Here is a 25,792-nt window from a genome sequence, read left to right on the forward strand (position 1 = left end):
AAAACCTCAATTATCAATCGCTAGACCAATTTCACGCCAATTAGTGTAGGGGATTATGCCCCCGACTGTCACAAGCTAATACCATACTCGCAAGTCACTCTTAAATCCACAGCAGCCCTTTACCTGACTAGCAATCTGCCTTAAGTGATTGTTTGTATACTGGAATTAGACCGTGGTGATTAACCTTTAAATGCAGCCTCTTATCAAAACATATTTAACCACTAAGTTAAATCGCCAATGCGTAACGAGGGCTTATTGCATTATTTCATGCCGCTTTTCATATTAAGCTTTCTGTTTTTGATATCAAACCTTCTATTTTTAATATACAACTTTAAAAAATACATTAGGGATTATGCATGTGGCATAAGGAATATAATCTATCATGTTACACTAACGATATTTTTATTATTCACCTGATAGAAGGTTGGGTTATGTCTGTTTCTTCTACGTCGAGCGTTGCTCCTATTAGCTTTATCCCTTTTAATAGTACAGAGCAGTTTCACCATGAGGTGCGCGCGCAATTAGCCAAAGATATCGAAGTGTTGTTTGATTATGCTGAGCTGCCAAGCCCGCTGCTTGACGCTTGCCGCTACGTAATGACAGGTACAGGGAAATTGGTACGTCCACTACTGGTTGCCAGCGCTTTTTCCAGCACTTATAGCCATAATGACACAATCACCGATAAAGACAATGCCTTGGCATCTTTGTTAGAAAACGACTCAGATTATGATATGTGCCGCCGTGCAGCGTTGGCGGTGGAGCTGCTGCATACTTATTCGCTGGTGCATGATGACTTGCCATGTATGGACGATGACGAGCTGCGCCGTGGTCAGCCAACTGCTCATATCGTCTTTGAAGAATCGACCGCCCTGCTCGCTGGTGACGTACTACAGACGCTTGCTTTTGAAGTACTGACGGCTGAGCTGCCAACCTTTGCGCCTTTTGATTCCGCTATCGCAAGTCAGTTATTTGCTATCTTTGCCCCGCGTGCACGGCGCATGGTATCGGGTCAAATGCTTGATCTCAATGCTGAAGCCAGTAACGACATCTCACAAGATGATTTAGAAGCCATTCACCGTGATAAAACCGGCGCATTAATTGAAGCGGCGATGTTGATGGGCGGTATCTGTGCTGGCGCGACGGCTCCGCAGCGCATGGCTCTACAAGAGTGTGCACAGCATATCGGTCTCGCCTTTCAGGTTCAGGACGATATTCTAGACGTAACGACCTCTACTGATACGCTTGGTAAACCTGCCGGCAGTGATGAAAAGTTAGACAAATCTACTTATGTAAAGTTAATGGGTGTCAATAATGCGACCAGCTATGCGCAATCGCTATTTGATGACGGGCGTGCAGCCATTTCTCATGAGCTTGACGACAGCTCAGACACTGATGCGCTGATGGCACTTATCGAATGGCTTTGGGCACGTAAGAAATAGACAAATAAGAAATAAGCTTAGAAACAATACGCCCAATCTTTTAATCATTGAAAACAGCAAAGGGTGATCAACATGGATAGTGCCCCTACTCCGCGTATTTACCTCGGTACTGGCGGTTATAGCGATACCGATTTGCTCGGTACGCTGTATCCAACGGGTACCAAAAAAACGGACTTTTTACGTGAATACGCCAAACAATACGGCGCAGTTGAGATTAATAGTACTTTTTACGCACCCATTGGACAAAAAGCCTTTGCAGGTATGGTCGATAAAGCCTATGTGCAAGCAGACAGTGAGTTGAAGTTCGCGGTCAAGCTGCATCAAGACTTTACTCATGCGCGTAAGGGCACTAGCGATCACGCGCAAGCGTTTTTAAATGCCCTATCCCCGCTTATCGAAACCAATGCTCTAGCGCCATTATTATTACAATTCCCACATGGCTTTGATCGTACTCGTGAGCATCGTCTTTATTTAGCAAATCTGGTCAGTTGGTTTCAGGACTACCCACTCGCTGTTGAGTTTCGTCATAACGGCTGGCATAACCCGCAAGTGGTCGATAGTTTTGTCAAACAAGGGTTGATTTGGTGTAGCGTCGATTATCCCAAAGTCAGCGGTTTACCACCGTCACGGCTAATATTTACCGAGCGCACCGGCTATCTGCGGATGCATGGTAATAATCTAAACTGGTGGGATGCGATGAGTGCGGCTGACCGTCATGATTATCGTTATAGCGAGGCGGAGATGCAGGACTGGGCACAGGCGATTGCCAATCAGCGTCAGCATTTTGATACGCTGTATATCTTCTTTCAAAATACGGTCAATGCGCATGCTTATTATAATATTGCGATGTTGAGAGAAGCGTTGAGTAAGTTTGGGTTTGAGGTGCTGTAGAGTATAGTTTGCGAAGTGCAACTCACCATTCAACGGCTAATTAAAACCACACCCTACAATAGCTAACAAATTAGTAAGTATATTACGGAAATCTCATATTTTTTAGCGAGGAATCAAGCTTGAGTACGGAAAAAACATTAAAAAAAGAGGAAAGTTTTAATAATCTATATAAGAAAATAGATGCAACTTCAAAAACAAGATTCAATGCATCTGACCGTCTGAGACTTCATAGCAAATATTCAACTTATACAGTTGTAATAATTTCTTTAGGATTAATTCTTATATCATTGATGCAAGCTTATAGCCTTGGAAAAAATATAAACAATGACTTAGTAACATTGATTCAGATTTTTTCGACCATCGCAGTATTAGTTTACTCACTTTTAATTGATAAAAATGATTACTCAAATTTATCTGAAAAAATGTATTCATGCGCAACACAGCTTGGTGAACTTAAACAAAAGATACATCCATTTCTAAATCAACCATATAGTCAAATATCTTATGATGGTTTTAGAGATTCATACTACAACATATTAAAACTATTTGAGACTCATTCGAATAACTATTCTAGTAGTGACCACATTAGAGCACGGCTTGTAATGCCCGAAAACTACACTATTAAAGGTATGGAATGGTGGTACTCTAAACTTCATATATATTGGACTCTATTCTTAGATTTCTTCTCTTACATATTGGTTATAGGCACTTTAGCTGTAGTACTGTATTGGGTTTAATTTGACTGGGTTTGGTTTTGGAATTGACTAGACCAAAAAACGTTAAAACATTGACTACGTCTATACAGACTCTTAACTCTGAATAAACAGTTATATTTTTAGAAAATACAACAAAAAAGGACGCCTCTCAGCGTCCTTTTTTCAAATCAAATACTTCCTCGTTAAAGATTACTCTTCAACACCAGCGTCTTGACCTTTATATTTTGCGTTTGCGTAGTCCCAGTTCACTAGCTTGTCTAAGAACGTGTCAACATAGTCAGGACGACGGTTACGATAATCGATGTAGTAAGCATGTTCCCATACGTCGCAAGTCAATACCGCGATTTGGTCATGTGCAAGTGGCGTGTCAGCGTTAGCAGTTTTGGCGATAGACAATTTGCCACCGACTTTATCAGCGACTAGCCATGCCCAACCTGAACCAAACTGAGTCAATGCTGCGTTTTTGAACTCTTCACGGAACTTGTCATAGCTACCGAAGTCTTCTTCGATTTTCGCTTTCAAGTCACCAGTAGGTTCGCCACCGCCGTTAGTTGGCGTCATGCAATTCCAGTAGAACGTGTGGTTCCACACTTGGGCTGCTTGGTTAAACATACCTTGCTTGCTGTCATCTTTAGCCGTTGCTATGATGATTTCTGACAACGTTTTGTCTTCTAGACCAGAACCTGGTAGCAATTCATTAAGCTTAGTCACGTATGCATTGTGATGCTTATCATGATGGAACTCTAAAGTTTCAGCACTGATGTGCGGCTCTAAAGCATCTTTTGCATATGGTAGGTCTGGTAAAGTAATCTTTGACATAGTTATTTTATCCTTGCTGTTTTAGCTGTTATTTTATGGAAACTGAATTTTACGCTATTTTTAACACGCAAAAAACCCTATAAAATAGCTGGCTAAATTGGCTGAGTTTATTGTTTAAAATGAATTTTATCGATTAATACATTGTATTGCTGAACACAGTATCACGTATTATTATGAATCCAAAATTAACTATTATTCTTTTCTTGCTCTTGGCTCAAAAGCCAAACACTTGACTTTGTCAGCCTTTATTAACCAAATATTCACAAGCTATAAGATATAATTCACTGTAGCTTGGCAGCTATTATAGCAATAGTGGCGACAAATATCAGTTACCAAATGTTATGCAAATCGCAATCAGTATTGCTTGCGAACAGCAAACAAAAAAATTATAAAATAGTACCTTAATATGAATCACCCTCTTCTTTATTTAGACTTAATTACATGACGGAATATTAACTATGAGTGCTACCAGTACATCGCGACCCTTGACCCAATCTACATCTCACAAGCAATGGGTACTCGCCAGCAATAATAAAGGCAAGCTTGCTGAGTTCACAAGACTATTTGCGGAAGCAGATTTGGATGTGACGATTGTCCCTCAAGGTCAGCTCGATATCGACGATGCGATTGAAGATGGCTTGAGTTTCATCGAAAATGCCATTATAAAAGCCCGTCATGCTAGCCGTATTAGTGGATTGCCTGCGATTGCCGACGATTCTGGACTTTGTGTGCCAGTATTGGGTAATGCACCGGGTATTTATTCTGCGCGCTATGCCGGTGAGCATGGTAACGATAGTAAGAATAATGAAAAGCTTATCGCTGAATTGCAGCCTATCCGAGCTGAGCAAGCTAACGAGCCCATTAAAGCGTTATTTGTTTGCGTACTGGCAATGGTGCGTCATGCTGATGATCCGCTACCGATTATCGCGCAAGGTTTATGGCACGGTGAGATTTTAGAGTTGCCACATGGTGATGGTGGCTTTGGTTATGATCCACTGTTCTGGTTACCAGAGCTGCAGGCGACGGCGGCAAGCCTCAGTGCTGCGGATAAAAATAGCATCAGCCATCGCGGTCAGGCGATCAAGCAGTTATTGGCGCAATTGCCTTTATAAGACGCTTATCTCTTGTAGTTATCCAATTTGATGCCATTTAATCCTCACATCAGTAAATCAGGCGTAGACATACAAGACGTACTTTAAATGAGATGACTGATATAGTAAATTGATACCGCGTAAACGACAAAACAGATAATTTTTACTTTAATAAACAGATAGATTATACTGTTCTACTTTTAAAATTTTGTTGAAAGCCGTTAATTGTCTGTATTATTCGCCAAAAAGCGTTATTATGCGACCTATTGACGGTTTATTATTGATATTTGATAGTATCAACTAAGATTAAACATGTCGTTTTTCAGAGCCAGCAGCGATTGCTAAAGGCATTGATTTGAGAATGACTTGCTATCACTATCCCCTATTTATTCCAACGGCAACCAGTCATAAACGCCCGTATTTTGAGGCATGGTTGTCTATTATTCAATCCTAAAGGTGTAATGATCATGGCTACAGATTTACAAGTCACAACCAACAAGCTATCTAACAAAGAAACTCAGTTAACGGTTAAAGTACCCGTTGAAAAGATTCAAAACAAAGTTGAAGGCCGTATTCGCCAAGTAGCGAAAACTGCCAAGATTGACGGTTTCCGTAAAGGTAACGTGCCTATGTCACATATCCGTTCACAGTACGGTGCTGGCATTCAACAAGAAGTGATCAACGACGTCATCCGTGATACTGTATTTGAAGCGATCAAATCTGAAGACATCCGCGCCGTTGGCATGCCGAATATCGACGACGTAAAACTTGAAGATGATTTCTTGGTTTATCAAGCCACTGTTGAAATCTTCCCAGAAGTTGATGTACAAGGTATCAATGAGATCGAAGTTGAACGTCATACCGCCAAGGTTGATGAAGCTGATGTTGACACCATGATCGAAAACCTACAAAAACAACGTGAAGAATTCGTTGAGAAAAAAGGTAAAGCGGACAAAGGCAATCAAGTCACTTTTGACTTTGAAGGCTCTATCGATGGCGAAAAATTCGAAGGCGGTTCTGCTGAAGACTTCAAATTGGTTATCGGTAGCAATCAGATGATTCCTGGCTTTGAAGCAGGCATCAAAGGTATGAAAGCTGGCGAAGAAAAAACCATCGACGTGACTTTCCCAGAAGATTATCAAGCTGAAAACTTAGCGGGTAAAGAAGCTCAGTTCAAAATCAATGTAAAATTGGTTGAAAAATCTAAGCTACCAGAAATTGACGATGCATTCCTTGAGCTATTTGGTGTTAAAGAAGGCGGCGTTGAGAAGTTAAAAGATGACGTTCGCAAAAACATGGAACGCGAAATCAAAAATGCTGCTCGTAGCCAAGTAAAGCAAGCAACGTTTGATGCTTTGTTAGAAAAGAACGAGTTTGACGTACCTAATGCTATGCTAGAGCAAGAAATCGAGCGTCAACGCAACATGATGATGCAACGTTTTTCTCAGCAGTTCGGTGCGAATGCTGATAGCTTCGATAAAGACATGCTACCAAATGAGTTATTCGAAGAGCAAGCACTACGTGCGGCACGCCTTGGCATCATCGTTGCTCGCGTTATCGATACCAAAGGCTTAGAAGTTGACCAAGCTCGCGTTGAGACGTTCATCAAAGAAGCGGCTGAAAACTACGAAGATCCAAGTGAGGTAATCGAGTACTACACCACTGATAAGCAACAGCGCGCGAACATTGAGTCTGTTGTATTAGAAGACCAAGTGGTTGATTATCTAATCGAGCAAGGTAAAGTAACTGACAAAGAAGTTAGCTACCAAGACCTATTAGCTGCTCAGCAACAACAGCAGCAAGCAATGTAATCTAGCTAAATCTTTGCCATTAACTGGTACTGACTGCTAAGATTGCTCTAAAAATGCCCTAACAAATTTGTTAGGGCATTTTTATTGGTGGCTTATATGCTATCTTTATGGCTAGATTATAGACAGCACCCTTGATAAGTACGCACAAACGCCCTATTAATAGGAAGTCATTTATCATTTGTCACATTAAAAAGTTACTATTACTCTGATAAAAAAGTTACCATTAGCTCAATTATTTTAAGCTAATAGCCTTTATTACCGCTATTTATCAACTATTGATGCGATACCCGTCTCATTTAGCGTAATAGGTTTTATTATAAACCGACAATGTTTACAATGATAAACACCAATAAAAATTTAACGATTTTCTACTTTTTATCTTCTATCTTTATAAACAGGATATTTTTATGACAGATTATGATCGCATCACTGCCAACCCGCATTTTGATATGCTGATGAGCGCACACACTACTGCCCAGAGCGCACAGTATAATCAAAGCGCAACCCAAGCAGCATTAGTTCCTATGGTAGTTGAGCAATCAGCTCGCGGCGAACGCTCGTTTGATATTTTCTCGCGTCTACTACGTGAGCGCGTTATCTTTTTGACCGGTCAAGTTGAAGACCATATGGCCAATCTTATTGTGGCGCAGCTGCTATTTTTGGAAGCCGAAAACCCTGATAAAGACATTCATTTATATATCAACTCACCAGGCGGCTCGGTCAGTGCTGGTTTGGCCATTTTTGATACGATGAACTTTATCAAACCTGAAGTATCAACCATCTGTATGGGCGGTGCGTATAGCATGGGCTCATTCCTGCTGGCTGCTGGTGAAAAAGGCAAACGCTATGCCCTAGCCAATGCTCGCGTCATGATTCATCAACCTTCAGGCGGCGCGCAAGGTCAAGCAACAGATATCGAAATCAATGCACGTGAAATCCTAAAAACTCGTGCGCGCTTAAACGAGATTTTGGCTGAGCGTACGGGTCAGCCAGTAGACAAAATTGAAAAAGACGTCGAGCGTGATTATTGGTTAGATGCTAAAGAAGCCAAAGAATATGGTCTGATCGATGAAGTATTAGAGCGTCGCCCTGCTTCTTTATAATAGCCAGTCTATGAGCAGCTGTATCGATGTAGCGAGTAGCGCTGCTTATGCTTAAGTGCTCTATATTAGGCACTTAAGCGTTGATACACACATCAGAATATTTATAAGTATAAAATTTTAGGAGTGCCTGTATATGGCAGAAGATAATACCCCGCAGTGCTCGTTTTGCGGCAAAGAAAAAAGTGAAGTGAAGCAGCTGATTGCCGCTGACGATGCCAATATCTGTAATGAATGTATTGAGCTATGTACAGACCTTATCGCCGACAGTGACGAACATGGTGATGACGATAGCGATATTGATACCTCTTGGGTCAATAAAAAACTGCCAACACCAAAAGAATTGCGCGCCAAGCTTGATGAATACGTCATCGGTCAGGATGCTGCTAAGAAAGCTTTGGCTGTTGCCGTTTATAACCATTACAAACGCCTAAAGGTCAGCCAGACTTTAGCCAATGATAGCAAAAAAGCTAAAATTGGCGCTGATGATGCAATGGTAGAATTGGCAAAGAGTAATATTTTGCTGATTGGTCCAACAGGTTCTGGTAAGACTTTACTTGCGCAAACGCTAGCACGTCTACTTGATGTTCCTTTTGCGATGGCGGATGCCACGACTTTGACCGAAGCCGGTTATGTCGGTGAAGACGTTGAAAACATTGTACAAAAGCTATTACAAGCATCAGATTATGATGTTAGTAAAGCGGAGCAAGGCATCATCTATATTGATGAGATTGATAAAATCAGCAAAAAAGGTGATAACCCTTCTATCACGCGTGATGTGTCGGGTGAAGGCGTACAGCAAGCATTGCTAAAACTTATCGAAGGTACGGTCGCGGCTATTCCGCCACATGGTGGTCGTAAGCATCCGCAGCAAGAGTTGATCCAAGTCGATACCAGCAATATTTTGATTATCGTTGGCGGTGCGTTTGCCGGTCTTGATAAAGTCATTCAGCAGCGTACTGAAAAGACTGGCATTGGCTTCAATGCTGATGTCAGCTCAAAAGATGATAGTCGTCGTAGCTCAGAACTACTGCAACAAGTAGAGCCTGAAGATTTGATCAAGTTTGGACTTATTCCGGAGCTTATCGGTCGTCTTCCAGTCCTTGCTGCGCTTACAGAGCTAGACGAAGATGCATTGGTTCAGATTTTGACGGAACCTAAGAACGCCTTGGTTAAGCAGTATAAGTATCTGTTTGATATGGAAGGCGCTGACATTACGTTTACCAAAGAAGCACTTGATGCGATTGCTAAAAAAGCGATGGCACGCAAAACTGGTGCTCGTGGACTGCGCTCTATCGTTGAAAATGCTCTGTTAGAGACGATGTATGAGCTGCCTTCTATGAAGGATGCTAAGACCGTACTCGTTGATGAGCAAGTGATTAACGAAGGCAAGACGCCTGAAATTGCTTAACTGTTAACTTGCTACATCACTCGTTTGAATTAGCGAGCAGTTACGTTAAAATTTAAAAAAAGCGCTCAAACATGATCTATGTTTGAGCGCTTTTTTATGCTAAATACAAGGACTTCAGTTTGAAAGAAGCAACGAAACACTGATGTTATGGCTTCTGTTTTCAATTTTAAAACACTTTACGTATTTGTATTTGATACACTAATGTTACTAGCAACTTACCGCTTCATTCTTTGTTATATTTCAAGCGCTAGAGTTAAGCTGCTGAGCAACTAAGATTGCCGCAAAGACTCGATATTACGTGTTATTTTTTTACTGTTCTAAAGATTATCCTTATTTTTACTGCTCTTAGCCTTTTACTGACGCAAAATATCGAGTTGGTTTTACCATTATGGCACCTAAACTAGCATATAAATTTAAATTTCTATATTACTTTTTAAAATAAGGATATTCCTATGAAAACGCTCCCATATCCTAAGCGCTCCGTTTTGATAGCCACTGTGTTTGCCATTAGTGCTGTCGGTATTACTGGTTGTAGCGATCACACTGAAACCAAAGCCGTTGACCGTGTCGAAGAAGCGGCAGCATTGGCACGAGTAAAAGATCTCGAAGCACGCGCTGAAGCGATCAAAAGTAACATGCCAGCTGCCAATGACATAACTGCGACCGCAGGTGGCACTGATACGGCAAGTGGCAAGCCTACTATTAAGATGCCAGATGAATCTACGATTCCAGATGATGAGTTTGGTGCCGCTGTGCGTCGCGGCTTACAAATTGCCAATCACACTTATAAAGAGATGCCAAATAACGTTGGTAATCAGCTGAACTGTACCAGCTGTCACCTTGGCAATGGTTCAGAGGCTTATGCTGCGCCTTGGAACAATATGCCCAGTGTCTATCCTATCTATCGTACGCGCGCAGGTCGTGTCAATACGATACAAGAACGTATTAACGGCTGTTTTGAGCGTTCGATGAACGGTAAGGCACTTGATCTGGGTTCAGATGATATGAACGCGATGGTGGCTTACATGAGCTGGTTGTCACAAGACATGCCTTTTGGCGTATCGCCTGAAGGTCGCGGTTTTGTCAAAGTGGATAAAAACCTCGAGCCAAACACTGACAATGGCAAAAAGCTATTTGCAGAGAAGTGTAGCGTTTGTCATGGTGCAACTGGTGAAGGTCAGTATAACGACGATGGCACTTACGTTTACCCTGCTGTCGCTGGTGAAAAGTCCTTCAATGATGGTGCTGGTATGGCACGTACCTATACGGCTGCGGCATTTATCAAAGGCAAAATGCCCTTTGGTCAAGGCAATACGTTAACTGACCAAGAAGCCGTCGATATTGCTGCTTACTTTACTCACTTGCCACGTCCGGTAAAAGCCAATAAAGACAAAGATTGGCCAAAAGGCGACGCCCCTAAAGATGTACGTCGCTAATTTAAAAATGTTATAAATGCTAGAAGAACGAAAAGCCCAGTTATCTTAAATAACTGGGCTTTTTGATTTTCCTGAGTTCTTCCTTAAATCTTAGTTTTTAAGGAATGCTGCTTATTTTTCAATGGATACTAAGGCAGTTTCATATCGCCATCGACCAACCAACCAAATCGACGCATCATATAAGCCACAACGCCAGCAATCACAGCAGGCAATATAAACATCAATAAAATAATCGCCGTCCATAATTGACCCGTACTCATAATCTCTTTTGACGCTTCAATCACCCCAAATACGCCAACCAGTCCTGCGGTTCCCATACCTGCGCCTGTAGCCGTACATGCTAGCTCAAAGCCGACGGTCGCTATCGGACCAACGATAGCACTTGCTATAACAGCCGGTAATAAAATAATGGGTTTTCTGAGCACATTAGGGATTTGTAGCATACTAGTGCCCAAACCCTGAGACACCACCCCACTTATGCCGTTGTCCTTAAAGCTGGCGACGGCAAAGCCAATCATATGCGCGGCACATCCGACGACTGCCGCCCCACCTGCAACTCCACCAAGTCCAATAGCAATACAAATCGCCGCACTCGATGTCGGCATCGTTAGCAATATACCGACGACGACAGCGATTACGATTCCCATTAATAACGGTTGTAATGTGGTTGCCGCTTGAATCCCTTGACCAATGGCATTGACCGCAGCAACAACAGGAGGATTGAGCAGCGCACATACGGCTAATGCCACCGCGCAGACCAGTAAAGGTACCAGTAGAATATCAAGCTTGGTCTTGCCTGCAACCCATGTACCAGCGCGATAGGCAAAAACTGACGCCAAATATGCACCGATTGGATTACCCGGTAGCGCAGCAAAGGTGGCCGGACCTGCTTCTTGAGCGATAAACAAATTCGCTGCCATTAATGCTTCAGAGTGAGCGCCCAACATACCAGCGACCAAACAGCTAAGCATTACCAAGGTTGGCGCTTTTAGATAATAAGCAATGCCGACACCGATGCCCGCGCCCATTAACACAGATGCCAATTTTCCGACGGCAATCAGTGTTGGAAGATTTAGCCAGCCACCGATTTGCGAGATGATAAGACCCGCTATTAAGGTGACAAAAAGCCCCAAAGCCATACCAGTAAATGCATCAATAAAGTATTTTTGAAAAAATGCTTTAAAAGGACTGTGCGTGGTTACTGCTGAATTAGATACCGTCATAGCGATACTCTCGGTTAGTGTGGCAATAAAAAATTTCAATATAGTGGGTTAAGCTTAGAAAAAATACGCCGCTATTAGCAAAAAAAACGTAATAAAAAAGCGCCACTGTGACGCTTTTTTTATACAATCAAATCAATCTAAAACTACCGACGTTGTTCAACGATAATAGAATCAATCCCGTTATTTTGCAGACGCTGCTGAGCAGTAGCAACGGCTTGACGACTGTTCATCGGGCGTGAAATCACCTGATAGATAGGCAAGCCATTACCAGTCGTGTTTTTGACGACTTTTGCATCGACACCTGCCATCAGTACTTGCGCACGGCGACGGTCGGCTTCATCAGCATCACCAAAACTGTTAATTTGTAAGATATACGTAGCAGCAGGCTTAGCAGCTTGAATACTTGCATTGCCAGCATTGGGTTTGTTTGCATTAGTACCCGGATTGCTTGTCGCTGGCGTACCATCGTAGGTCGCATCTTCTTCAATAATAACGATATCATCATTACCAGTAGCTGCACCAGCATTTGGCGCACTGGTTGTACCTTCAGAAATACTACCCGTACCATCATTAGCACTAGGCACATTACTGTCAGTTTGATTGACTATCACATCCGGTTCAAAATCAATGATTTCACCCAGCTGGTCATTGTCGGTCTTGTCAAATTCTTCATCAGGGACGGTTGCCATTTCTTGATTGGGTAAAATATCATAGAATTCATAATCACCATTGTCGGCATCTGGATCCACTCGTTGCTGTATTTGCTTATTAGGATCTCCAGCCGTATCAGCGGGACTAAAATTAAACCATGGTGACAGATATAAGAATACCCCGATCATCAGTGTCAACACTGCGCCAACAAACATCCATAATAAGCCTGACGCACTACTTGTTTTGCGCTTTTCAGTGGCACCTCTTGGTTTTTTGGCTAACATGGATCGCATTCTCCCTACTGAATCTATCTGTCATTATTGAATTATTACTATCAGTTGCCAGCTTTATTACATGCTAGACGGTGCAGACAGCCCTAATAGACCAAGCCCGTTACTGATAACTTGGCGTACTGCTTTAGATAAACGTAAACGAGCTTGCATCATCGCCATCTCATCGGCGCTTGGTGTCTCACCTGAAGTCAGGCTCACAGGCAAAATACGATTGCTATCGTACCAACCATGGAATAACGCTGCCAACTCTTTAAGGTAATTAGTCAAGATGTGCGGCTCATAACCTGTCGCTGAGCGCATCAAGGTAGCAGGATAAGCGGCAAGCAGCTTAATCAACTCCTCTTCACTTGGTGCAACAAGTAATTCTTGCTGCGCCGCACCTATCGCATCATCCACACTTAAACCGCTGGCTTGTAGTTTTTCTAACACACGGCAAACGCGGGCATGTGCATATTGAATGTAATAAACCAAGTTGTCTTTACTTTGCGATTTGGCAAGCTCCAAGTCAAAATCAACATGTACTTCGGGCTTACGCGCCACGTAATAAAAACGCGCTGCATCGTTGCCAACTTCGTGACGTAGCTCACGTAAGGTCACGAATTTGCCAGAGCGTGATGACATTTGTACTTTTTCATTACCGCGCCATAATGCGACAAACTGTACCAACACCACATCTAAACGCTCGGCATCGATACCAAGCGCCAATAAAGCCGCTTTTACGCGAGGTACATAACCATGATGGTCGGCACCCCAAACATTCACTACTTTGTCAAAACCGCGATCGAATTTATTTTTATGATAGGCGATATCAGAGGCAAAGTAGGTGCTTTGCCCATTAGCGCGGCGTACGACACGGTCTTTTTCATCGCCAAAATCCGTCGACTTAAACCAGATATTGCCGTCTTTTTCGTAGAGATAGCCTTTGTCTTCTAAAATCTGTAAGACTGGCTCAATCTCACTATCAATCGATCTTTCGCTAAACCAGCATTCATAACTCACACCGAAGTCATTTAGATCGTCTTTGATATCAGCCAAAATACTGCTTAATGCTGCATTTAGAAACAGCTCATAACCATTACCAAGTAAAGCTTTACTATTGGTAATTAGACCATCGATATGGGCTTCTTTATCACCTGATAGCAGTACTTTTTCGCCATCGGCATTTATTTCGAACTGCGCATCTTCTGGCACGTTCTCAGCAATATCGGCGAAACGATGTACGTAGGTATCAGCGTGCTGCGTCTTTAATGTCTGAGCAATATCACTGACATAGTCGCCTTGATAGCCGTTGACGGGGAAGGTGACCGTCTCACCATTGGTTTCTAGATAGCGCAAATAAGTACTGGTCGCTAAGATATCCATCTGGCGACCGGCATCATTGACATAGTACTCGCGCGTGACATCATAGCCAATCGCCTCAAGCAAATTTGATACGCTCATACCAAATGCAGCGCCGCGACCGTGACCAACGTGTAAGCTAGAAGTTGGGTTAGCAGAGACAAATTCGACCTGTATTTTTTGTCCGTCAAACTGCTTGCTTAAGCCAAAGCCATCTTGCAAATTGAAGATATCATCTAACACGGCAAACTTGGCTTCAGTATTCAAAAACACATTAATAAACCCTGGACCCGCGATTTCTATTTGGCGGATATCTTGATTCTCAGGCAATGCATTGACGATTTTTTCAGCCACTTGGCGCGGATTGGCTTTGGCAGCTTTGGCAGCAGTCAGGGCAATATTGCTGGCAAAATCACCATGCCTGGTATCTTTAGTACGCGTAATTTGGCTATTATTTTGCCAATCAGCCGGTAATTCGCCGTCATTTTTTAGGACTGCAATCGCACTGTCAAACAGTGAGGTAAGCGTATCGATTTGGGCTTGTGACATAGGACTATAAACTCGGATAAATAAACAATAAAAGTGGTGGAATATAAAATACGATAAAAAGATAAGTAACCTGCAAATATAACAACCTTTACCTGCTATTGCACTATTTGGACCAAAAATAGCGATAAAATGCTATTTATAGCAAGGTGCTAGGGTTTATTTGACGTTTAAGGGTTATTATAATTGGCAGAGGGCTTATAGGTCAGAGTTATTGTAGCGTTCCTGTTTCCCAAGGTTGATGAAACATTCATACCTAGCCTATTCCACGTTATAATAACGCCATTTATTGGCTACTTTCTCTAGATATCGTGACGCTTAAATATTTATTCAACTATTTGTAAGTATTTCATTAAAAAGCAATAAAGTAACGAACAGAGAACGTAGTACTTTATGACTTTATATATAGGATAAAATTATGTTTGCCATTGCTGCCAGTACCGTTACCAGTTGGGGGCTTTACATCTTGTTGCCCATTTTTATTGCCTTTTTATTCTTTATCATTTGGGACTTATCAAAACAGTCTGGTGCTGGTCGTGCTGGTACATTTTGGATGTTTTTGGCACTTGGTGCTGGTTTTATCGGTTTTATCTTAAAAATATTGTTAGAAATGGCATTTACACGGTGGTTTATCTAAAAAGCATTGAAGATTTACTGCTTTGCCAATTATTTTTTGGCAATTAGAGTAGCACGCATCGGCGCAGGATAGCCTTCAAGAGTTTTGCTAGAATCATTAGGATCTAAAAAATCTGCTAACGAATGATAGGTCATCCATTCCGTTTTACGCTGTTCTTCCGTCGAGGTGACTGCCACATCGACGCAGCGCACCTCAGTAAAACCAGCTTTCTCTAACCAGCCTATTAATGCGGCAACCGAAGGTAAAAAGTACACATTATTCATTTGAGCATAGCGGTCATGCGGTACCAGTACCGTATTGGCATCGCCTTCTATTACCAAAGTTTCAAGTACCAGCTCACCGCCTTTGACCAACTGCCCTTTAAGCTGTTGCAAGTGCTCAAACGGCGATTGGCGATGATAGAGCACACCCATGCTAAACACGGTATCAAACAGCTGGCTATTATCCGGTAGTGCTTCAAGCGGCACTGGAATATAATGAGTTCGATAACGCTCTGTACCATGAGTATAAGTATGAGCATCGGCGCTACCTACAAAATGCCGAATCGCCATAAACTGATGGTAAAACAAGCACGACGGATCAATAATGATGACCGTATCGGCGCCTGCTCCTGCCATACGCCAACCATGATAACCAGAACCACCACCAACATCTAAGACGCGGCGACCTTTTAAAGGACTCAAATGCGGTGCGACTCGTTGCCATTTCCAATCACTGTGCCATTCGGTATCAATCAATATTGGCGCATTGGTATCGCTGTCATCTTGAGTATCAACAGTTTGACGACTACTGATCTGACCACCAATTTGAAAAGGCCCTTTGCGCCACGGCATCAGCTGCTTTAATAATGCCATTGTTTGTTTGCGCTGAGACTCACTAAGATTTGCTTCAATCGTCAGGACATCACTGTTCAGATCGACATTATTGACCGTCAAATTCGGTAAACGGGCAACCGATGCTTGATAGGCAGGCGCATGCGCGTAATTGGCTTTGTCCTTGATATCATTTAACCATGTTGGCAAGCGCGTAAGCCATTCATGAGCACTTGGCTGCTGTTGCGCTAGTTCTAGCAGGGTTAAATACAGTTCGCGTTCGGCGTGGGTAATAGTGTCGTTAAGCATAAAAGCAGGTTACCGTATTGATCAAAAAACAACTGTGTTAAAAATAAGAATTATTTAAATGCCACAATAGAGACAAAGTTTAAAAATTGAAACCATGTCAGATGACGCTGAAAACCTACTTGCGCCAATCGTGCATGATGCTCATCTAAAGTATCCGTAATAAGGACGTTTTCTAGTGCATTTCGTTTGCCGCTGATTTCCATTTCGGTATAGCCATTGGCGCGTTTGAAATCGTAATAACGCTCAACCAACCATGCATCATACTGCTCATCAAAAGCATGGGTTTTTTCGGTCAATACCAATATACCGCCTTCGCTGAGTGCCGCATAAATCTTTTCTAACACCGCCACTCTATCGGCAGCCGGTAAAAACTGTAAGGTTAAATTCAAAATCACCATATCACATGGCTCAAGCTCAATATCGCGAATATCCGCAGTGATGACCTCTATGTCATGCTCAGGATAATTATCATTCAGTAAAGTAGTCGCTTCAGTGGTCATCGCAGGTGAAATATCAATCGCTTTAATTTGCAAATCTTGCGGCTCAAACTCGCCAGCCAAGGTCATACTTGCAGCACCCAGTGAACAACCCAAATCATAAATACGGCTCACACGCTGCCCACTATCACTCTGTTGGCGATATTTACAATGACGACGAGCAAATATGGGTAACATCGCCAATACCTGACCATAACCGGGAACACTGCGACGAATCATATCCGGAAAACAAGCCACCACTTGCTCATCAAATGAAAAGCGAGCTGCTTTATCTAGTGGCGTGGTGAATAAGGTGTCATATTTAACAGTGGTAGGCTGAGATTGGCTCATAGTGTGACTCATTCTTTGGTAATTAAACTAAACTTTAACGTGTGTAATCATCTTGACTGACGCTATCAATAATAAGCAGCTGATAATAACGAGATTTTTAGCGTAGCAAAAGCCCATTATAACATTACTATTTGTTACTTATCGCAGGCAACTGCGCTGTTAAGCTAAATGTATATCGCCAAGCAAAATAGATTTGTAAGACATGCTTGGCTCATATTTTATAATGATAAGAATAGGAAAAATTATGCAAACCATTATATTAGGCGGTGGCTGTTTTTGGTGCACCGAATCAGTATTTTTATCTGTAAAAGGCGTACAGTCTGTAATATCAGGTTATATGGGCGGCGATGCGGTATCAGCCAATTATGAAGCAGTCTGCGGTGGGAATACTGGTCACGTTGAAGTGATTAAAGTCGAATTTGACGAATCGATTGTCCCATTAGAAGTGATACTTGATGTCTTCTTTGCCACTCATGATCCCACCACAATGGATCGTCAGGGTAATGATGTAGGTAGCCAATATCGTAGCGTCGTGTTCTACACTGATGAAACGCAAAAACCGACCATCGATCGTACCATTAACAAGCTGCGTGACATGGGTATAAATGTGGTGACCGAAGTACATCCTGCGGTTGAATTTTATCAAGCAGAAGAGACACATCAAGACTTTTTTAATCGCAACCCAGGACAGGCTTACTGTAACTTCGCCATACCACCAAAACTTGCCAAACTGCGTAAAGAATTCAGTCAATATATGGTGAGCTAAATATTATCTTCTGATTACAGAGTTTTTGAATTCAATGCCCAGCTTTTGATCTCGTAAAAGCCAAATACTTATAATATAAGTATTTGGCTTTTTTAATTTCTGATAATTTTATTGGAGTTAATGACTTTGACAATATTATGCGACAAGTTATGATAATGCATCGACTGTAAAAAATAACTGATAATAGAAATTCTTATAACTGAAGGCTAAAGCAATGAATCCAGAATTTTGGCAGGCTCGCTGGAAGGAAAAACGCATCGGCTTTAATCAGCCTAAAGTGAATCCTTTGTTGATTAAATACTTTTCAGATTTAAAAATGGCCACCGGAAGCCGTATATTCATCCCTTTATGCGGCAAATCTATTGATATGATTTGGCTAGCCAATCAAGGTTTTGATATGGTCGGCGTGGAATTGGTTGAGTCAGCGGTACAGGAATTTTTTACTGAAAATAATATCTCTTACACGATAAAAGCGCATGATAAAAATTCAAATATTAAATGCTATCAAGGGCAGTTATCAGGACAAATAATAGCGTTATGGGTTGCAGATATATTTATGCTAAGTACCAATGATGTTGGTCGCGTTGATGCGGTCTACGATCGAGCAGCATTAATTGCGATGCCAGCAGAGTTGCGCCCGCAATATAGCCAGCAAGTCATCGACCTCAGTCAAAACGCTCCTCAGTTATTACTGACACTCAATTACGACCAAAATGAGCGAGCAGGACCGCCCTTTTCAATCAGTCATGAGCAAATCCAGCAGTACTATAGCGCTCACTATCAAATTCAAGAGCTTGAGGGCAAACCATCGACTTTGAACGCTGCACCTGAGATGGCGGTGACAGAGCATGTTTGGTTATTAAATCAACCATAAGCGAGAAATCTAATGAAAATTTTAGTGAGTTTCGTAAGTCTCATTGCTTTCTTATTAGTCGTATTGACAGGCCCTCTTTATAAGTATGACATCATTGAATTAGGTACGGTGTTTACAGGATTTAAATATGGCATATTGACTGCTGTTGCAGCGCTTGTGTTGCTCGTATTACAAGTTATATTTAAGCGAAATACACTAACGCTTGCCAATGTGATAGTCACCATTGCGTTATCCGCCGTTGCTATCGGATTACCACTTAGTATGCTGAGTAAGAGCAAAAGTGTAGCGCCTATTCATGATATTTCAACTGACTTAGTCAACCCACCTGAGTTTGTCGCTATTGCTCCGCTACGGGCTGATGCACTCAATCCAGTCGCTTATGCTGGTGAAGCAACTGCCGAGCAACAACGTCAAGGCTATCCGGAACTAAAAACGCTAGTCTATTCACAATCAAAAGCTGAATTGGTGAACGCTACCGAACAAGTTGCTAAAAATTTAGGTTGGGAGCTTGTCAATATCGATGCTAATAAAGGTATTGTTGAAGCAACAGATACTACGGCGTGGTTTGGTTTTAAAGATGATGTCGTTGTACGTATCAACGATAATGGTAGCGAGCGTCTGGTTGATATCCGTAGTAAATCGCGGGTTGGCGGTAGCGATTTGGGCAAAAATGCAGGGCGTATTCATGATTTTATTGAGGATTTGGATATCATATTAGCGAAATAGCTTTGTAAAACACCTGTAAAATTAATCATCCACATTAAAACCAAAGACTTTCCTAAAATTATGTAATGCTATATTTCTCTAAAACCCTATCCTAACCTCACGCCAACGTCAGCTTATAGTAACCGAGTGCTACGATACCTTTTCTTTACTATTGAGATTGGTTACTCTAAGTAAAATCGACTTTTCATCGCTTTGTTTTACTTTCTAATAACTGTTTTTTTAACAGCTACTTTGACGCTTATAGGATATTTTTATGCGCTTGAATCACTTATCCACCTTATCTTTATTGACGGCAGCGATTGGCTTAAGTCTTGCCAGCACCGCTCAAGCTGCCAAGCCAGACGCACCAAATTTGTCTAATGCTCAGTTTCAGCAGTGTCTAGATGGTCTAAAAAACTCTAGCAAATTTCGTGATGTTGATAGCTATACCTTTAATAACTATCGTCCCGGTGAGCCTGACCCTAGTGTTATTCAATCGCTAAACTATCAACCTGAATTTCAAAAAGACGTTTGGGATTATTTGTCATCACTTGTTGATACCGAACGCGTAGAAGATGGTATTCGTGCCAAGCGTCAATGGGCGGATACGTTACGTAAAATTGAATCGCGCTATGGCGTTAAAGCCGAGCACGTATTAGGCGTTTGGGGCGTGGAGTCTAACTTTGGGCAGACATTGGGAAAAAAACCTTTGTTTGAATCTTTAGCGACCCTATCTTGCTTTGATCGCCGCCAAAGCTATTTTCAAGGCGAATATGCCAATGCACTAAAAATCGTACAAAACGGTGATATTGCGCCAAGCGATATGACAGGTTCATGGGCAGGCGCGTTTGGTCAGACGCAGTTTATGCCAAGTACATTTTTAGAGTTGGCAGTCGACTTCGATGGCGATGGTCGCCGCGACTTGGTCAATAGCGTCCCCGATGCCCTTGCCTCTACGGCAAACTTCTTAGATAAACGTGGCTACCGTTCAGGCGAAGCATGGGGTTATGAGGTAAAACTGCCAAGTGGATTTTGGGCAGCGTCCAACCGTAAAGATAAAAAATCGATGAGCCACTGGCGCAATCAAGGTTTAACCCTTGCTAATGGCAGCCCGCTTCCTTCTGACTTGAGTAGTGCTGGATTATTATTACCAGCCGGTCCTGACGGCCCTGCATTCTTAGTCGGTAAAAACTTTGATACGTTCTATTCTTATAACGCCTCAGAAAGCTATGCACTGGCGATTGCCCATTTATCAGATTTGATTACTCGCGAGAGTAGTAGTAAAACTGACTTTATCACGGCATGGCCAACTGACGATCCTGGTATAGGTCGCCAAGAATCCAGAGCGATTCAGCAAGCATTATTAAATGCAGGATATGATATCGGCGCCGTCGATGGCATTATCGGTGATAATACTCGTACTGCTATCCAGCAGTACCAGTCTAGTCGTGGCATTTTTCCAGCTGATGGACGTGCAGGGCAGAAATTCTATCGTGCCATCGTTGGTAATACGGCGCCTAATACTTCGCAATACGGCAATCAATATAACCAGCCAACAAACAGTCGTCTTTTAAACCCCGCATCTGCTGATCGTATGGGACAATTGATTCAACAGCAAAATACCGCACCTAATAGCTACTCGCAGCCTACAGCGATCAGTCCATCAAAATCAAGTACAACGCGATATCGCCGTGTAACGGGTGCTGATGGTACTATAAAACTGGTACGTATTGATGAAGGATCTTGATTAGGTAATGTCTTTTAAGTATTAATAAAAATAAAAAGCCACGCTAATTAGCGTGGCTTTTTGATCATGTCAGTTCTGACACTCTTTATGACTTGACACAGTTTATATGATATATCTAATTTTTAGACATTAAACGATAGGCGGTGGATTCGGTTTACCATTGTCACCATCCCAATTTTCACGAGCTTTATCATCTAAATCTGCTGGCGTCTTAGGCTCCCATTTGCCATTTTCTTTCCACGTGGCATCACCCCAATCTGCATCCTCTTCCTTTCTATCCAATTCCTTATAGACTTTGGTCGGATCGATACCGCGGCGCTTCATATCTGCTACTTGCTCTTCTAACGTATGAAACTGACTTGCCTCATGCATGGTTTGCTCTAAGCTATCCAACTCACTTTTTAACGCATCATTTTTAGCATTACTCATTATTTGCTCTCCTTAATCGCTCAGTATTATTATGTGTTCATCTTGATCATTATTACGAGTATCAAAGGGATTCACAACGAGTACCACGTATACTTTGTATTACAAAACGTAGCCATTAGCAAGAAACGTGTTAGTCAATCATGATTTGTATGAGGTTCTAAGATTGGTAGCAACGATAATGACTGATAATAGCGAAGGCGAAAATTTAGCTAGTGGCAGTTGATATAGCAGGATTTTCTATCGATGGCTTTTTTGCATCAAGTAAACTTTTTGCATAAAAAGTCAGCTTCCAAAGCTCCTGTGTGACCCGTGTTCCATAGGTAGTTAGCTGTATCCAATTAACAGCAACCAATTGCCGCTGTAGATGATTGAGATCGTCTTGAGAGATTTGACAACGTGCCACAGCATGGACATTTGGCATCTCGCGCTTGATATCGATCTCAGCTCGCGCAGCGATTAAGCGGTTGATACCACTTTGTAAACCATAGCTTGAAAAAGTAGCTGGCATTTTTATCAGAGTGATTAATACGTCTTGCCATGACAATACCATTGGTCTTGTCACATCGGTTAAATTACCACCCTCATAAGCTTGGGCTTTATAGTGAATCTCAAAGGTCTCTGTCAATACGATTGGCTTACTGACATTATCGTCCATACTCTGACTAGGGACGACAGTAGTCTCTTGCCCTGTCACTCTATTATTTGTCAAAGTAGCCGCTAGAGTCTCAGATGCTGAAGGTTTATTAGTCTTCATCGCCTCTTCATCAACCCTGATCCATCCCGCAGCTATATTATGGCTAGCAACCATTTTGTAATAGGCTTGGATAAGCAATTGCTCGATGTCGTTTTCTGTCTCGTAATAATAAATCTTATCCGTTTTTGACGTTACTGCATTGGTAAATTCTTGCAACTGTCTACTGATATTGGCGCCGTTATGATGTTTCTTTATTAGTATCAGTAAAGGTTTGAGCTTCGCTTTAGCATTGAGATAGCTCAAATGCATTTGACTAACACCATTATTTTGCGTCGTACCGTAGCTATCGCCAATGACCATCAAAGCATAATCACAAGCATCAATACACTGACGCCCATATAACGAAGCTTTGGGTAATTTACTGGAAGCATCATAGGTTAAAAAGGCACGGCCTTGAAAAAATATCGCAATACTATCCAATACCAATAACTGGTCGTTATCAGCGCATACAATATGAATATGGTAGCGACGGTTTGGCACGATCACCTCTAATCTCTATTAGCTGGTCGAAAAAGATACGTTCTCAGAGTTCTCAGAAAAATTATAATAATAAGCAATTAAAATATTCTGTTTGGTAAATACAAGCCTAGCATAATATTGCTAGAATGCGTTTACTTTATTTCCAATTCCATTAATATACTACGGGATTATAACAGCTGTATCGAGATTAATCCTAGGAGCCCCTAAGGCTAATACTCAAAATGAGTATGGTATTGTAAATGCGTTTGCTCGCCAAGTAAGCGTGATAGCAGCAAATCCATCTGCTTATCGTATTTGGTCGCATAAAATACCAACGGTGGCTTAATCTGATTGTCACTCAAACTGGCATCTAAAACACCATTTCTATCTAATCCATCTATAGGCAATGCTGACAAATTATTGGCGATCAACAATTGCTTAACGCGCTCCGCAATTGCTTGACCTGAATCAACCACTTGCATTGATAGTTTTTGCGCTTCAATTGCTTGCATCACAAAATCTTTAAAGAATGGATAATGTGTACAGCCTAATACCAGCTGGTCTACCCCATCCTTTGCAAACACTTGCAATTGCTGACGAAGATTTTGCGCCGTTTCACTGTTTTCCGACATACCTGATTCTACCCAAGGCACCAGTTGCGGGTCAAAATATTTGGTCACTCTGGTTGCACTTGGACTGGCTATCATAGCAATGACATCGTTCAGGAGTTTGCCGTTTAGAGTCGCTTTGGTTGCTAGTACCGCCACATGACCACTTTTACTGGCCAATACCGCAGGTTTCAATGCTGGTACCAAACCCACAATGGGTAGCTGCGGATAATGGCATCTTGCTGTCTGCAACGCATAGGCTGAAGCACTATTACACGCAATGACAATAAGCTTGCAGCCTTGCTGATATAGCCACTCTACTGCCGTCAATGTTAATGTTTTAATATCATCACTATCTCGATTGCCATAAGGCACATTCAGGGTATCAGCATAGTAAATATAGCGTTCATTGGGCAGTTGCTGGGCTAAATGTAGATAAACAGACAAGCCACCAATACCGGAATCAAATAAGCCAATGGGCGCGCTACGGTCTGGATCTGCCTTTATCCCTTTATTATGATTGTATATCACACTATCGACCATCGCTTCTTCAGCAGTGTTATTATCAGAAATTATTGAGTAAGTATTAACTGTGTTAGTAACAGCACTTGCGGCAACTTTCATATTATTTCACCGCCATTTTGATAAAAATACTGTCATACCGACCCTACTAGTAAATTTAACCAATATTACTTTCAATAATAGTCCCATAAATAAAAAGGGCTATAAGATAGATAACAAGATTTGCTCAAGATCAATAGCAATCACTGCCTAATTATAGCTCATTATTGACCGTTAAATAGATGTCATCGTCAATGTATAAGCATGACCACCACTTTGCAGGGTTAGCGTGGTTTTACCATCTTGCTCTGTCAATTCGCCAATCTCGATTAAATGATAAAATACATTGCGACCAATAAGTGCCGTCAATCCATTCCGAACCAGCATATAAGGACGCATTTGTACCTCAGATGTTAGTTGTTGGTTTTCCTCTCCGTGACTATTATGAACAGCATCCATATCATTAGAGTGATCATTTCTATTTTCATTACCCTCCACATTAACAGAGTCATAAGGACGTAAAAAAATAGGATGCTCATCATCTAAGCGTACGACATCACCCGTTGTCGTGGTAAATTCAAGCCAACTATTAGTTTCTTCGTTGACGATACCGACATCATTGATTAATAGTGGCGCATCTTCCACTTGGATACGCAATTTCTGTACGGGCGTCTTTAGGAAATACTCAGTCACCCTGTCTTTTTCTTCTTTCCATAAGATAGTGGCAAACAGACTGACTAATGACTCTCGGGTCATGTGTCCGCCTTCATGCCACCACTCGCCATTGGCTTTGATGACCAAATCCATATCATCAATTTGTTCAGGATGCCAATTTTCTAGTGGCGGTATGGCACGTCCTTCACGTGTCCCTGCCGCAGACTTTAAATATTGGCTCAAATTGTCTATAGTATTTAGCTCAGACAGCTTGTCATTAGAGGTTTCAGCATCTTTTACAGTCGTGGCATCGATATCTTTATTATTATCTGTCATCGTACAATCCTTCACGTAGTAATCAAAGTTTGGCAAATCTGTTATTACTATAAATTTTAGTTTCGGGTATGATAAGACAATATCGTCATTGTACCCCCACCGTCTTAATCTTACCTTAACACTGATGTTGTGAAATGCGTATCGTGTTTGTGGGACTTTTCTTTTATAATAAGTAACGATTTTTTATTTGAACTAGTCTGGTGGGCGTTGTACTAACGACACATTTTACGTTATGTTTTGAAGGTTTTTAAAAACACTTTCATCGTAACGTCGTCAACTGATACCGTAAAGACCCTTTTTATCGGGCAGCCATATGTCTGAGTAAAGTTAGCGCCACAAGCCTTATTATTCAATTGTTAAGCTAATGATGCCCTGAGATAAGCCACTACAAGTTTAGGAGTAGGTATGCAAGAGCAAGACAATCAATCGCCAGTTATTGATGGTGATACTGTAAATATCGACACGCCAATCGTGACAGACACAGCAAATTCAGAGCCAACAGTGGTGACACCAGAAGTGCTCGCTGAAGAAACGCCCGTTATTGTAGAT

23 protein-coding genes are annotated in these 25,792 nt (G+C 41.8%); 13 read left to right on the plus strand and 10 right to left on the minus strand.

Annotation, left to right across the window (positions count from 1 at the left end; genetic code table 11):
- Nucleotides 1-431 precede the first annotated feature (431 nt).
- From PSYCG_RS11580 to PSYCG_RS11590, 3 genes are all read left to right on the plus strand, one after another.
- Nucleotides 432-1,439, plus strand: a complete 1,008-nt coding sequence (locus tag PSYCG_RS11580) for a polyprenyl synthetase family protein (protein WP_020444350.1) — start codon at nucleotides 432-434, stop codon at nucleotides 1,437-1,439.
- Between the two features lie 72 nt (nucleotides 1,440-1,511).
- Nucleotides 1,512-2,330: a DUF72 domain-containing protein gene (locus PSYCG_RS11585; protein ID WP_020444351.1), complete on the plus strand. Its 819-nt coding sequence runs from the start codon at nucleotides 1,512-1,514 to the stop codon at nucleotides 2,328-2,330.
- Between the two features lie 119 nt (nucleotides 2,331-2,449).
- Nucleotides 2,450-3,067 carry an SLATT domain-containing protein gene (locus PSYCG_RS11590; protein WP_020444352.1) on the plus strand — a complete coding sequence of 206 codons (618 nt, stop codon included), beginning with the start codon at nucleotides 2,450-2,452 and terminating at the stop codon, nucleotides 3,065-3,067.
- Between the two features lie 168 nt (nucleotides 3,068-3,235).
- On the opposite strand, the gene PSYCG_RS11595 is transcribed toward PSYCG_RS11590, so the two are convergent.
- Complete coding sequence (locus PSYCG_RS11595; RefSeq protein ID WP_011514541.1) at nucleotides 3,236-3,865, minus strand: superoxide dismutase; 630 nt, start codon at nucleotides 3,863-3,865, stop codon at nucleotides 3,236-3,238.
- A gap of 458 nt (nucleotides 3,866-4,323) precedes the next feature.
- Here PSYCG_RS11595 and rdgB point away from each other — a divergent pair, with 458 nt between their 5' ends.
- The 5 genes from rdgB to PSYCG_RS11620 all read left to right on the plus strand — a co-directional run bounded on the left by rdgB (nucleotide 4,324) and on the right by PSYCG_RS11620 (nucleotide 10,714).
- Nucleotides 4,324-4,977, plus strand: coding sequence for an RdgB/HAM1 family non-canonical purine NTP pyrophosphatase (gene rdgB, locus PSYCG_RS11600; protein ID WP_020444353.1), 654 nt, complete (start codon nucleotides 4,324-4,326; stop codon nucleotides 4,975-4,977).
- A 446-nt stretch (nucleotides 4,978-5,423) separates the two neighbouring features.
- Nucleotides 5,424-6,767, plus strand: a complete 1,344-nt coding sequence (gene tig / locus PSYCG_RS11605) for a trigger factor (protein WP_011514543.1) — start codon at nucleotides 5,424-5,426, stop codon at nucleotides 6,765-6,767.
- A 407-nt stretch (nucleotides 6,768-7,174) separates the two neighbouring features.
- Nucleotides 7,175-7,870 carry an ATP-dependent Clp endopeptidase proteolytic subunit ClpP gene (gene clpP, locus PSYCG_RS11610; protein ID WP_011514544.1) on the plus strand — a complete coding sequence of 232 codons (696 nt, stop codon included), beginning with the start codon at nucleotides 7,175-7,177 and terminating at the stop codon, nucleotides 7,868-7,870.
- Between the two features lie 133 nt (nucleotides 7,871-8,003).
- The gene (gene clpX / locus PSYCG_RS11615; protein ID WP_020444354.1) at nucleotides 8,004-9,278 is read left to right on the plus strand and encodes an ATP-dependent protease ATP-binding subunit ClpX; all 1,275 of its coding nucleotides are present in this window, start codon (nucleotides 8,004-8,006) and stop codon (nucleotides 9,276-9,278) included.
- Between the two features lie 452 nt (nucleotides 9,279-9,730).
- Nucleotides 9,731-10,714, plus strand: coding sequence for a c-type cytochrome (locus PSYCG_RS11620; RefSeq protein WP_020444355.1), 984 nt, complete (start codon nucleotides 9,731-9,733; stop codon nucleotides 10,712-10,714).
- 128 nt (nucleotides 10,715-10,842) lie between these two features.
- Here the strand turns inward: PSYCG_RS11620 and PSYCG_RS11625 are convergent, their stop codons facing one another.
- From PSYCG_RS11625 to argS, 3 genes are all read right to left on the minus strand, one after another.
- Entirely contained in the window at nucleotides 10,843-11,937 is a 1,095-nt protein-coding gene (locus PSYCG_RS11625; RefSeq protein ID WP_020444356.1) for a PTS transporter subunit IIC, read from the minus strand.
- A gap of 143 nt (nucleotides 11,938-12,080) precedes the next feature.
- A complete protein-coding gene (locus PSYCG_RS11630) occupies nucleotides 12,081-12,872 on the minus strand; it encodes an SPOR domain-containing protein (protein ID WP_020444357.1) in 792 nt (263 codons plus the stop codon).
- Between the two features lie 66 nt (nucleotides 12,873-12,938).
- Complete coding sequence (gene argS, locus PSYCG_RS11635; RefSeq protein WP_020444358.1) at nucleotides 12,939-14,768, minus strand: arginine--tRNA ligase; 1,830 nt, start codon at nucleotides 14,766-14,768, stop codon at nucleotides 12,939-12,941.
- Nucleotides 14,769-15,183: 415 nt separating this feature from the next.
- Between argS and PSYCG_RS11640 the strand changes: the two genes are divergently transcribed.
- Entirely contained in the window at nucleotides 15,184-15,402 is a 219-nt protein-coding gene (locus PSYCG_RS11640; RefSeq protein WP_020444359.1) for a DUF2788 domain-containing protein, read from the plus strand.
- 29 nt (nucleotides 15,403-15,431) lie between these two features.
- On the opposite strand, the gene cmoB is transcribed toward PSYCG_RS11640, so the two are convergent.
- Nucleotides 15,432-16,523 (minus strand): tRNA 5-methoxyuridine(34)/uridine 5-oxyacetic acid(34) synthase CmoB, encoded by a 1,092-nt coding sequence (gene cmoB / locus PSYCG_RS11645; RefSeq protein WP_020444360.1) that lies wholly within the window; start codon nucleotides 16,521-16,523, stop codon nucleotides 15,432-15,434.
- Between the two features lie 50 nt (nucleotides 16,524-16,573).
- A complete protein-coding gene (cmoA, locus tag PSYCG_RS11650) occupies nucleotides 16,574-17,362 on the minus strand; it encodes a carboxy-S-adenosyl-L-methionine synthase CmoA (protein WP_041772325.1) in 789 nt (262 codons plus the stop codon).
- Between the two features lie 232 nt (nucleotides 17,363-17,594).
- Here cmoA and msrA point away from each other — a divergent pair, with 232 nt between their 5' ends.
- The 4 genes from msrA (at nucleotide 17,595) to PSYCG_RS11670 (ending at nucleotide 21,442) form a co-directional block, all read left to right on the plus strand.
- Nucleotides 17,595-18,116, plus strand: coding sequence for a peptide-methionine (S)-S-oxide reductase MsrA (msrA, locus tag PSYCG_RS11655; RefSeq protein WP_020444362.1), 522 nt, complete (start codon nucleotides 17,595-17,597; stop codon nucleotides 18,114-18,116).
- Nucleotides 18,117-18,330: 214 nt separating this feature from the next.
- Nucleotides 18,331-18,990: a thiopurine S-methyltransferase gene (tmpT, locus tag PSYCG_RS11660; protein ID WP_020444363.1), complete on the plus strand. Its 660-nt coding sequence runs from the start codon at nucleotides 18,331-18,333 to the stop codon at nucleotides 18,988-18,990.
- 12 nt (nucleotides 18,991-19,002) lie between these two features.
- The gene (locus tag PSYCG_RS11665; protein WP_020444364.1) at nucleotides 19,003-19,716 is read left to right on the plus strand and encodes a DUF1499 domain-containing protein; all 714 of its coding nucleotides are present in this window, start codon (nucleotides 19,003-19,005) and stop codon (nucleotides 19,714-19,716) included.
- 253 nt (nucleotides 19,717-19,969) lie between these two features.
- Nucleotides 19,970-21,442 carry a lytic murein transglycosylase gene (locus PSYCG_RS11670; protein WP_020444365.1) on the plus strand — a complete coding sequence of 491 codons (1,473 nt, stop codon included), beginning with the start codon at nucleotides 19,970-19,972 and terminating at the stop codon, nucleotides 21,440-21,442.
- A gap of 129 nt (nucleotides 21,443-21,571) precedes the next feature.
- On the opposite strand, the gene PSYCG_RS11675 is transcribed toward PSYCG_RS11670, so the two are convergent.
- The 4 genes from PSYCG_RS11675 to PSYCG_RS11690 form a co-directional block, all read right to left on the minus strand.
- On the minus strand, nucleotides 21,572-21,871 hold the full coding sequence (locus tag PSYCG_RS11675) for a hypothetical protein (protein ID WP_011514557.1): 300 nt from the start codon (nucleotides 21,869-21,871) through the stop codon (nucleotides 21,572-21,574).
- Nucleotides 21,872-22,076: 205 nt separating this feature from the next.
- Complete coding sequence (locus PSYCG_RS11680) at nucleotides 22,077-23,105, minus strand: DUF4062 domain-containing protein (RefSeq protein WP_133104865.1); 1,029 nt, start codon at nucleotides 23,103-23,105, stop codon at nucleotides 22,077-22,079.
- A gap of 209 nt (nucleotides 23,106-23,314) precedes the next feature.
- Nucleotides 23,315-24,316, minus strand: coding sequence for a glutamate racemase (gene murI / locus PSYCG_RS11685; protein ID WP_020444367.1), 1,002 nt, complete (start codon nucleotides 24,314-24,316; stop codon nucleotides 23,315-23,317).
- A gap of 171 nt (nucleotides 24,317-24,487) precedes the next feature.
- The gene (locus PSYCG_RS11690) at nucleotides 24,488-25,243 is read right to left on the minus strand and encodes a DUF1285 domain-containing protein (protein ID WP_020444368.1); all 756 of its coding nucleotides are present in this window, start codon (nucleotides 25,241-25,243) and stop codon (nucleotides 24,488-24,490) included.
- Nucleotides 25,244-25,792 lie beyond the last annotated feature (549 nt).

Origin of the sequence: Psychrobacter sp. G, assembly GCF_000418305.1 — a bacterium.
Taxonomy (GTDB): Bacteria; Pseudomonadota; Gammaproteobacteria; order Pseudomonadales; family Moraxellaceae; genus Psychrobacter; species Psychrobacter cryohalolentis.

Excerpts from the sequence above, each read along its gene's own strand:
- PSYCG_RS11580 (WP_020444350.1), top strand. The coding sequence starts at position 432 with ATGTCTGTTTCTTCTACGTCGAGCGTTGCTCCTATTAGCTTTATCCCT.
- PSYCG_RS11585 (WP_020444351.1), top strand. The coding sequence starts at position 1,512 with ATGGATAGTGCCCCTACTCCGCGTATTTACCTCGGTACTGGCGGTTAT.
- PSYCG_RS11595 (WP_011514541.1), bottom strand. The coding sequence starts at position 3,865 with ATGTCAAAGATTACTTTACCAGACCTACCATATGCAAAAGATGCTTTA.
- rdgB (WP_020444353.1), top strand. The coding sequence starts at position 4,324 with ATGAGTGCTACCAGTACATCGCGACCCTTGACCCAATCTACATCTCAC.
- tig (WP_011514543.1), top strand. The coding sequence starts at position 5,424 with ATGGCTACAGATTTACAAGTCACAACCAACAAGCTATCTAACAAAGAA.
- clpP (WP_011514544.1), top strand. The coding sequence starts at position 7,175 with ATGACAGATTATGATCGCATCACTGCCAACCCGCATTTTGATATGCTG.
- clpX (WP_020444354.1), top strand. The coding sequence starts at position 8,004 with ATGGCAGAAGATAATACCCCGCAGTGCTCGTTTTGCGGCAAAGAAAAA.
- PSYCG_RS11620 (WP_020444355.1), top strand. The coding sequence starts at position 9,731 with ATGAAAACGCTCCCATATCCTAAGCGCTCCGTTTTGATAGCCACTGTG.
- PSYCG_RS11625 (WP_020444356.1), bottom strand. The coding sequence starts at position 11,937 with ATGACGGTATCTAATTCAGCAGTAACCACGCACAGTCCTTTTAAAGCA.
- PSYCG_RS11630 (WP_020444357.1), bottom strand. The coding sequence starts at position 12,872 with ATGTTAGCCAAAAAACCAAGAGGTGCCACTGAAAAGCGCAAAACAAGT.
- argS (WP_020444358.1), bottom strand. The coding sequence starts at position 14,768 with ATGTCACAAGCCCAAATCGATACGCTTACCTCACTGTTTGACAGTGCG.
- PSYCG_RS11640 (WP_020444359.1), top strand. The coding sequence starts at position 15,184 with ATGTTTGCCATTGCTGCCAGTACCGTTACCAGTTGGGGGCTTTACATC.
- cmoB (WP_020444360.1), bottom strand. The coding sequence starts at position 16,523 with ATGCTTAACGACACTATTACCCACGCCGAACGCGAACTGTATTTAACC.
- cmoA (WP_041772325.1), bottom strand. The coding sequence starts at position 17,362 with ATGAGTCACACTATGAGCCAATCTCAGCCTACCACTGTTAAATATGAC.
- msrA (WP_020444362.1), top strand. The coding sequence starts at position 17,595 with ATGCAAACCATTATATTAGGCGGTGGCTGTTTTTGGTGCACCGAATCA.
- tmpT (WP_020444363.1), top strand. The coding sequence starts at position 18,331 with ATGAATCCAGAATTTTGGCAGGCTCGCTGGAAGGAAAAACGCATCGGC.
- PSYCG_RS11665 (WP_020444364.1), top strand. The coding sequence starts at position 19,003 with ATGAAAATTTTAGTGAGTTTCGTAAGTCTCATTGCTTTCTTATTAGTC.
- PSYCG_RS11670 (WP_020444365.1), top strand. The coding sequence starts at position 19,970 with ATGCGCTTGAATCACTTATCCACCTTATCTTTATTGACGGCAGCGATT.
- PSYCG_RS11675 (WP_011514557.1), bottom strand. The coding sequence starts at position 21,871 with ATGAGTAATGCTAAAAATGATGCGTTAAAAAGTGAGTTGGATAGCTTA.
- murI (WP_020444367.1), bottom strand. The coding sequence starts at position 24,316 with ATGAAAGTTGCCGCAAGTGCTGTTACTAACACAGTTAATACTTACTCA.
- PSYCG_RS11690 (WP_020444368.1), bottom strand. The coding sequence starts at position 25,243 with ATGACAGATAATAATAAAGATATCGATGCCACGACTGTAAAAGATGCT.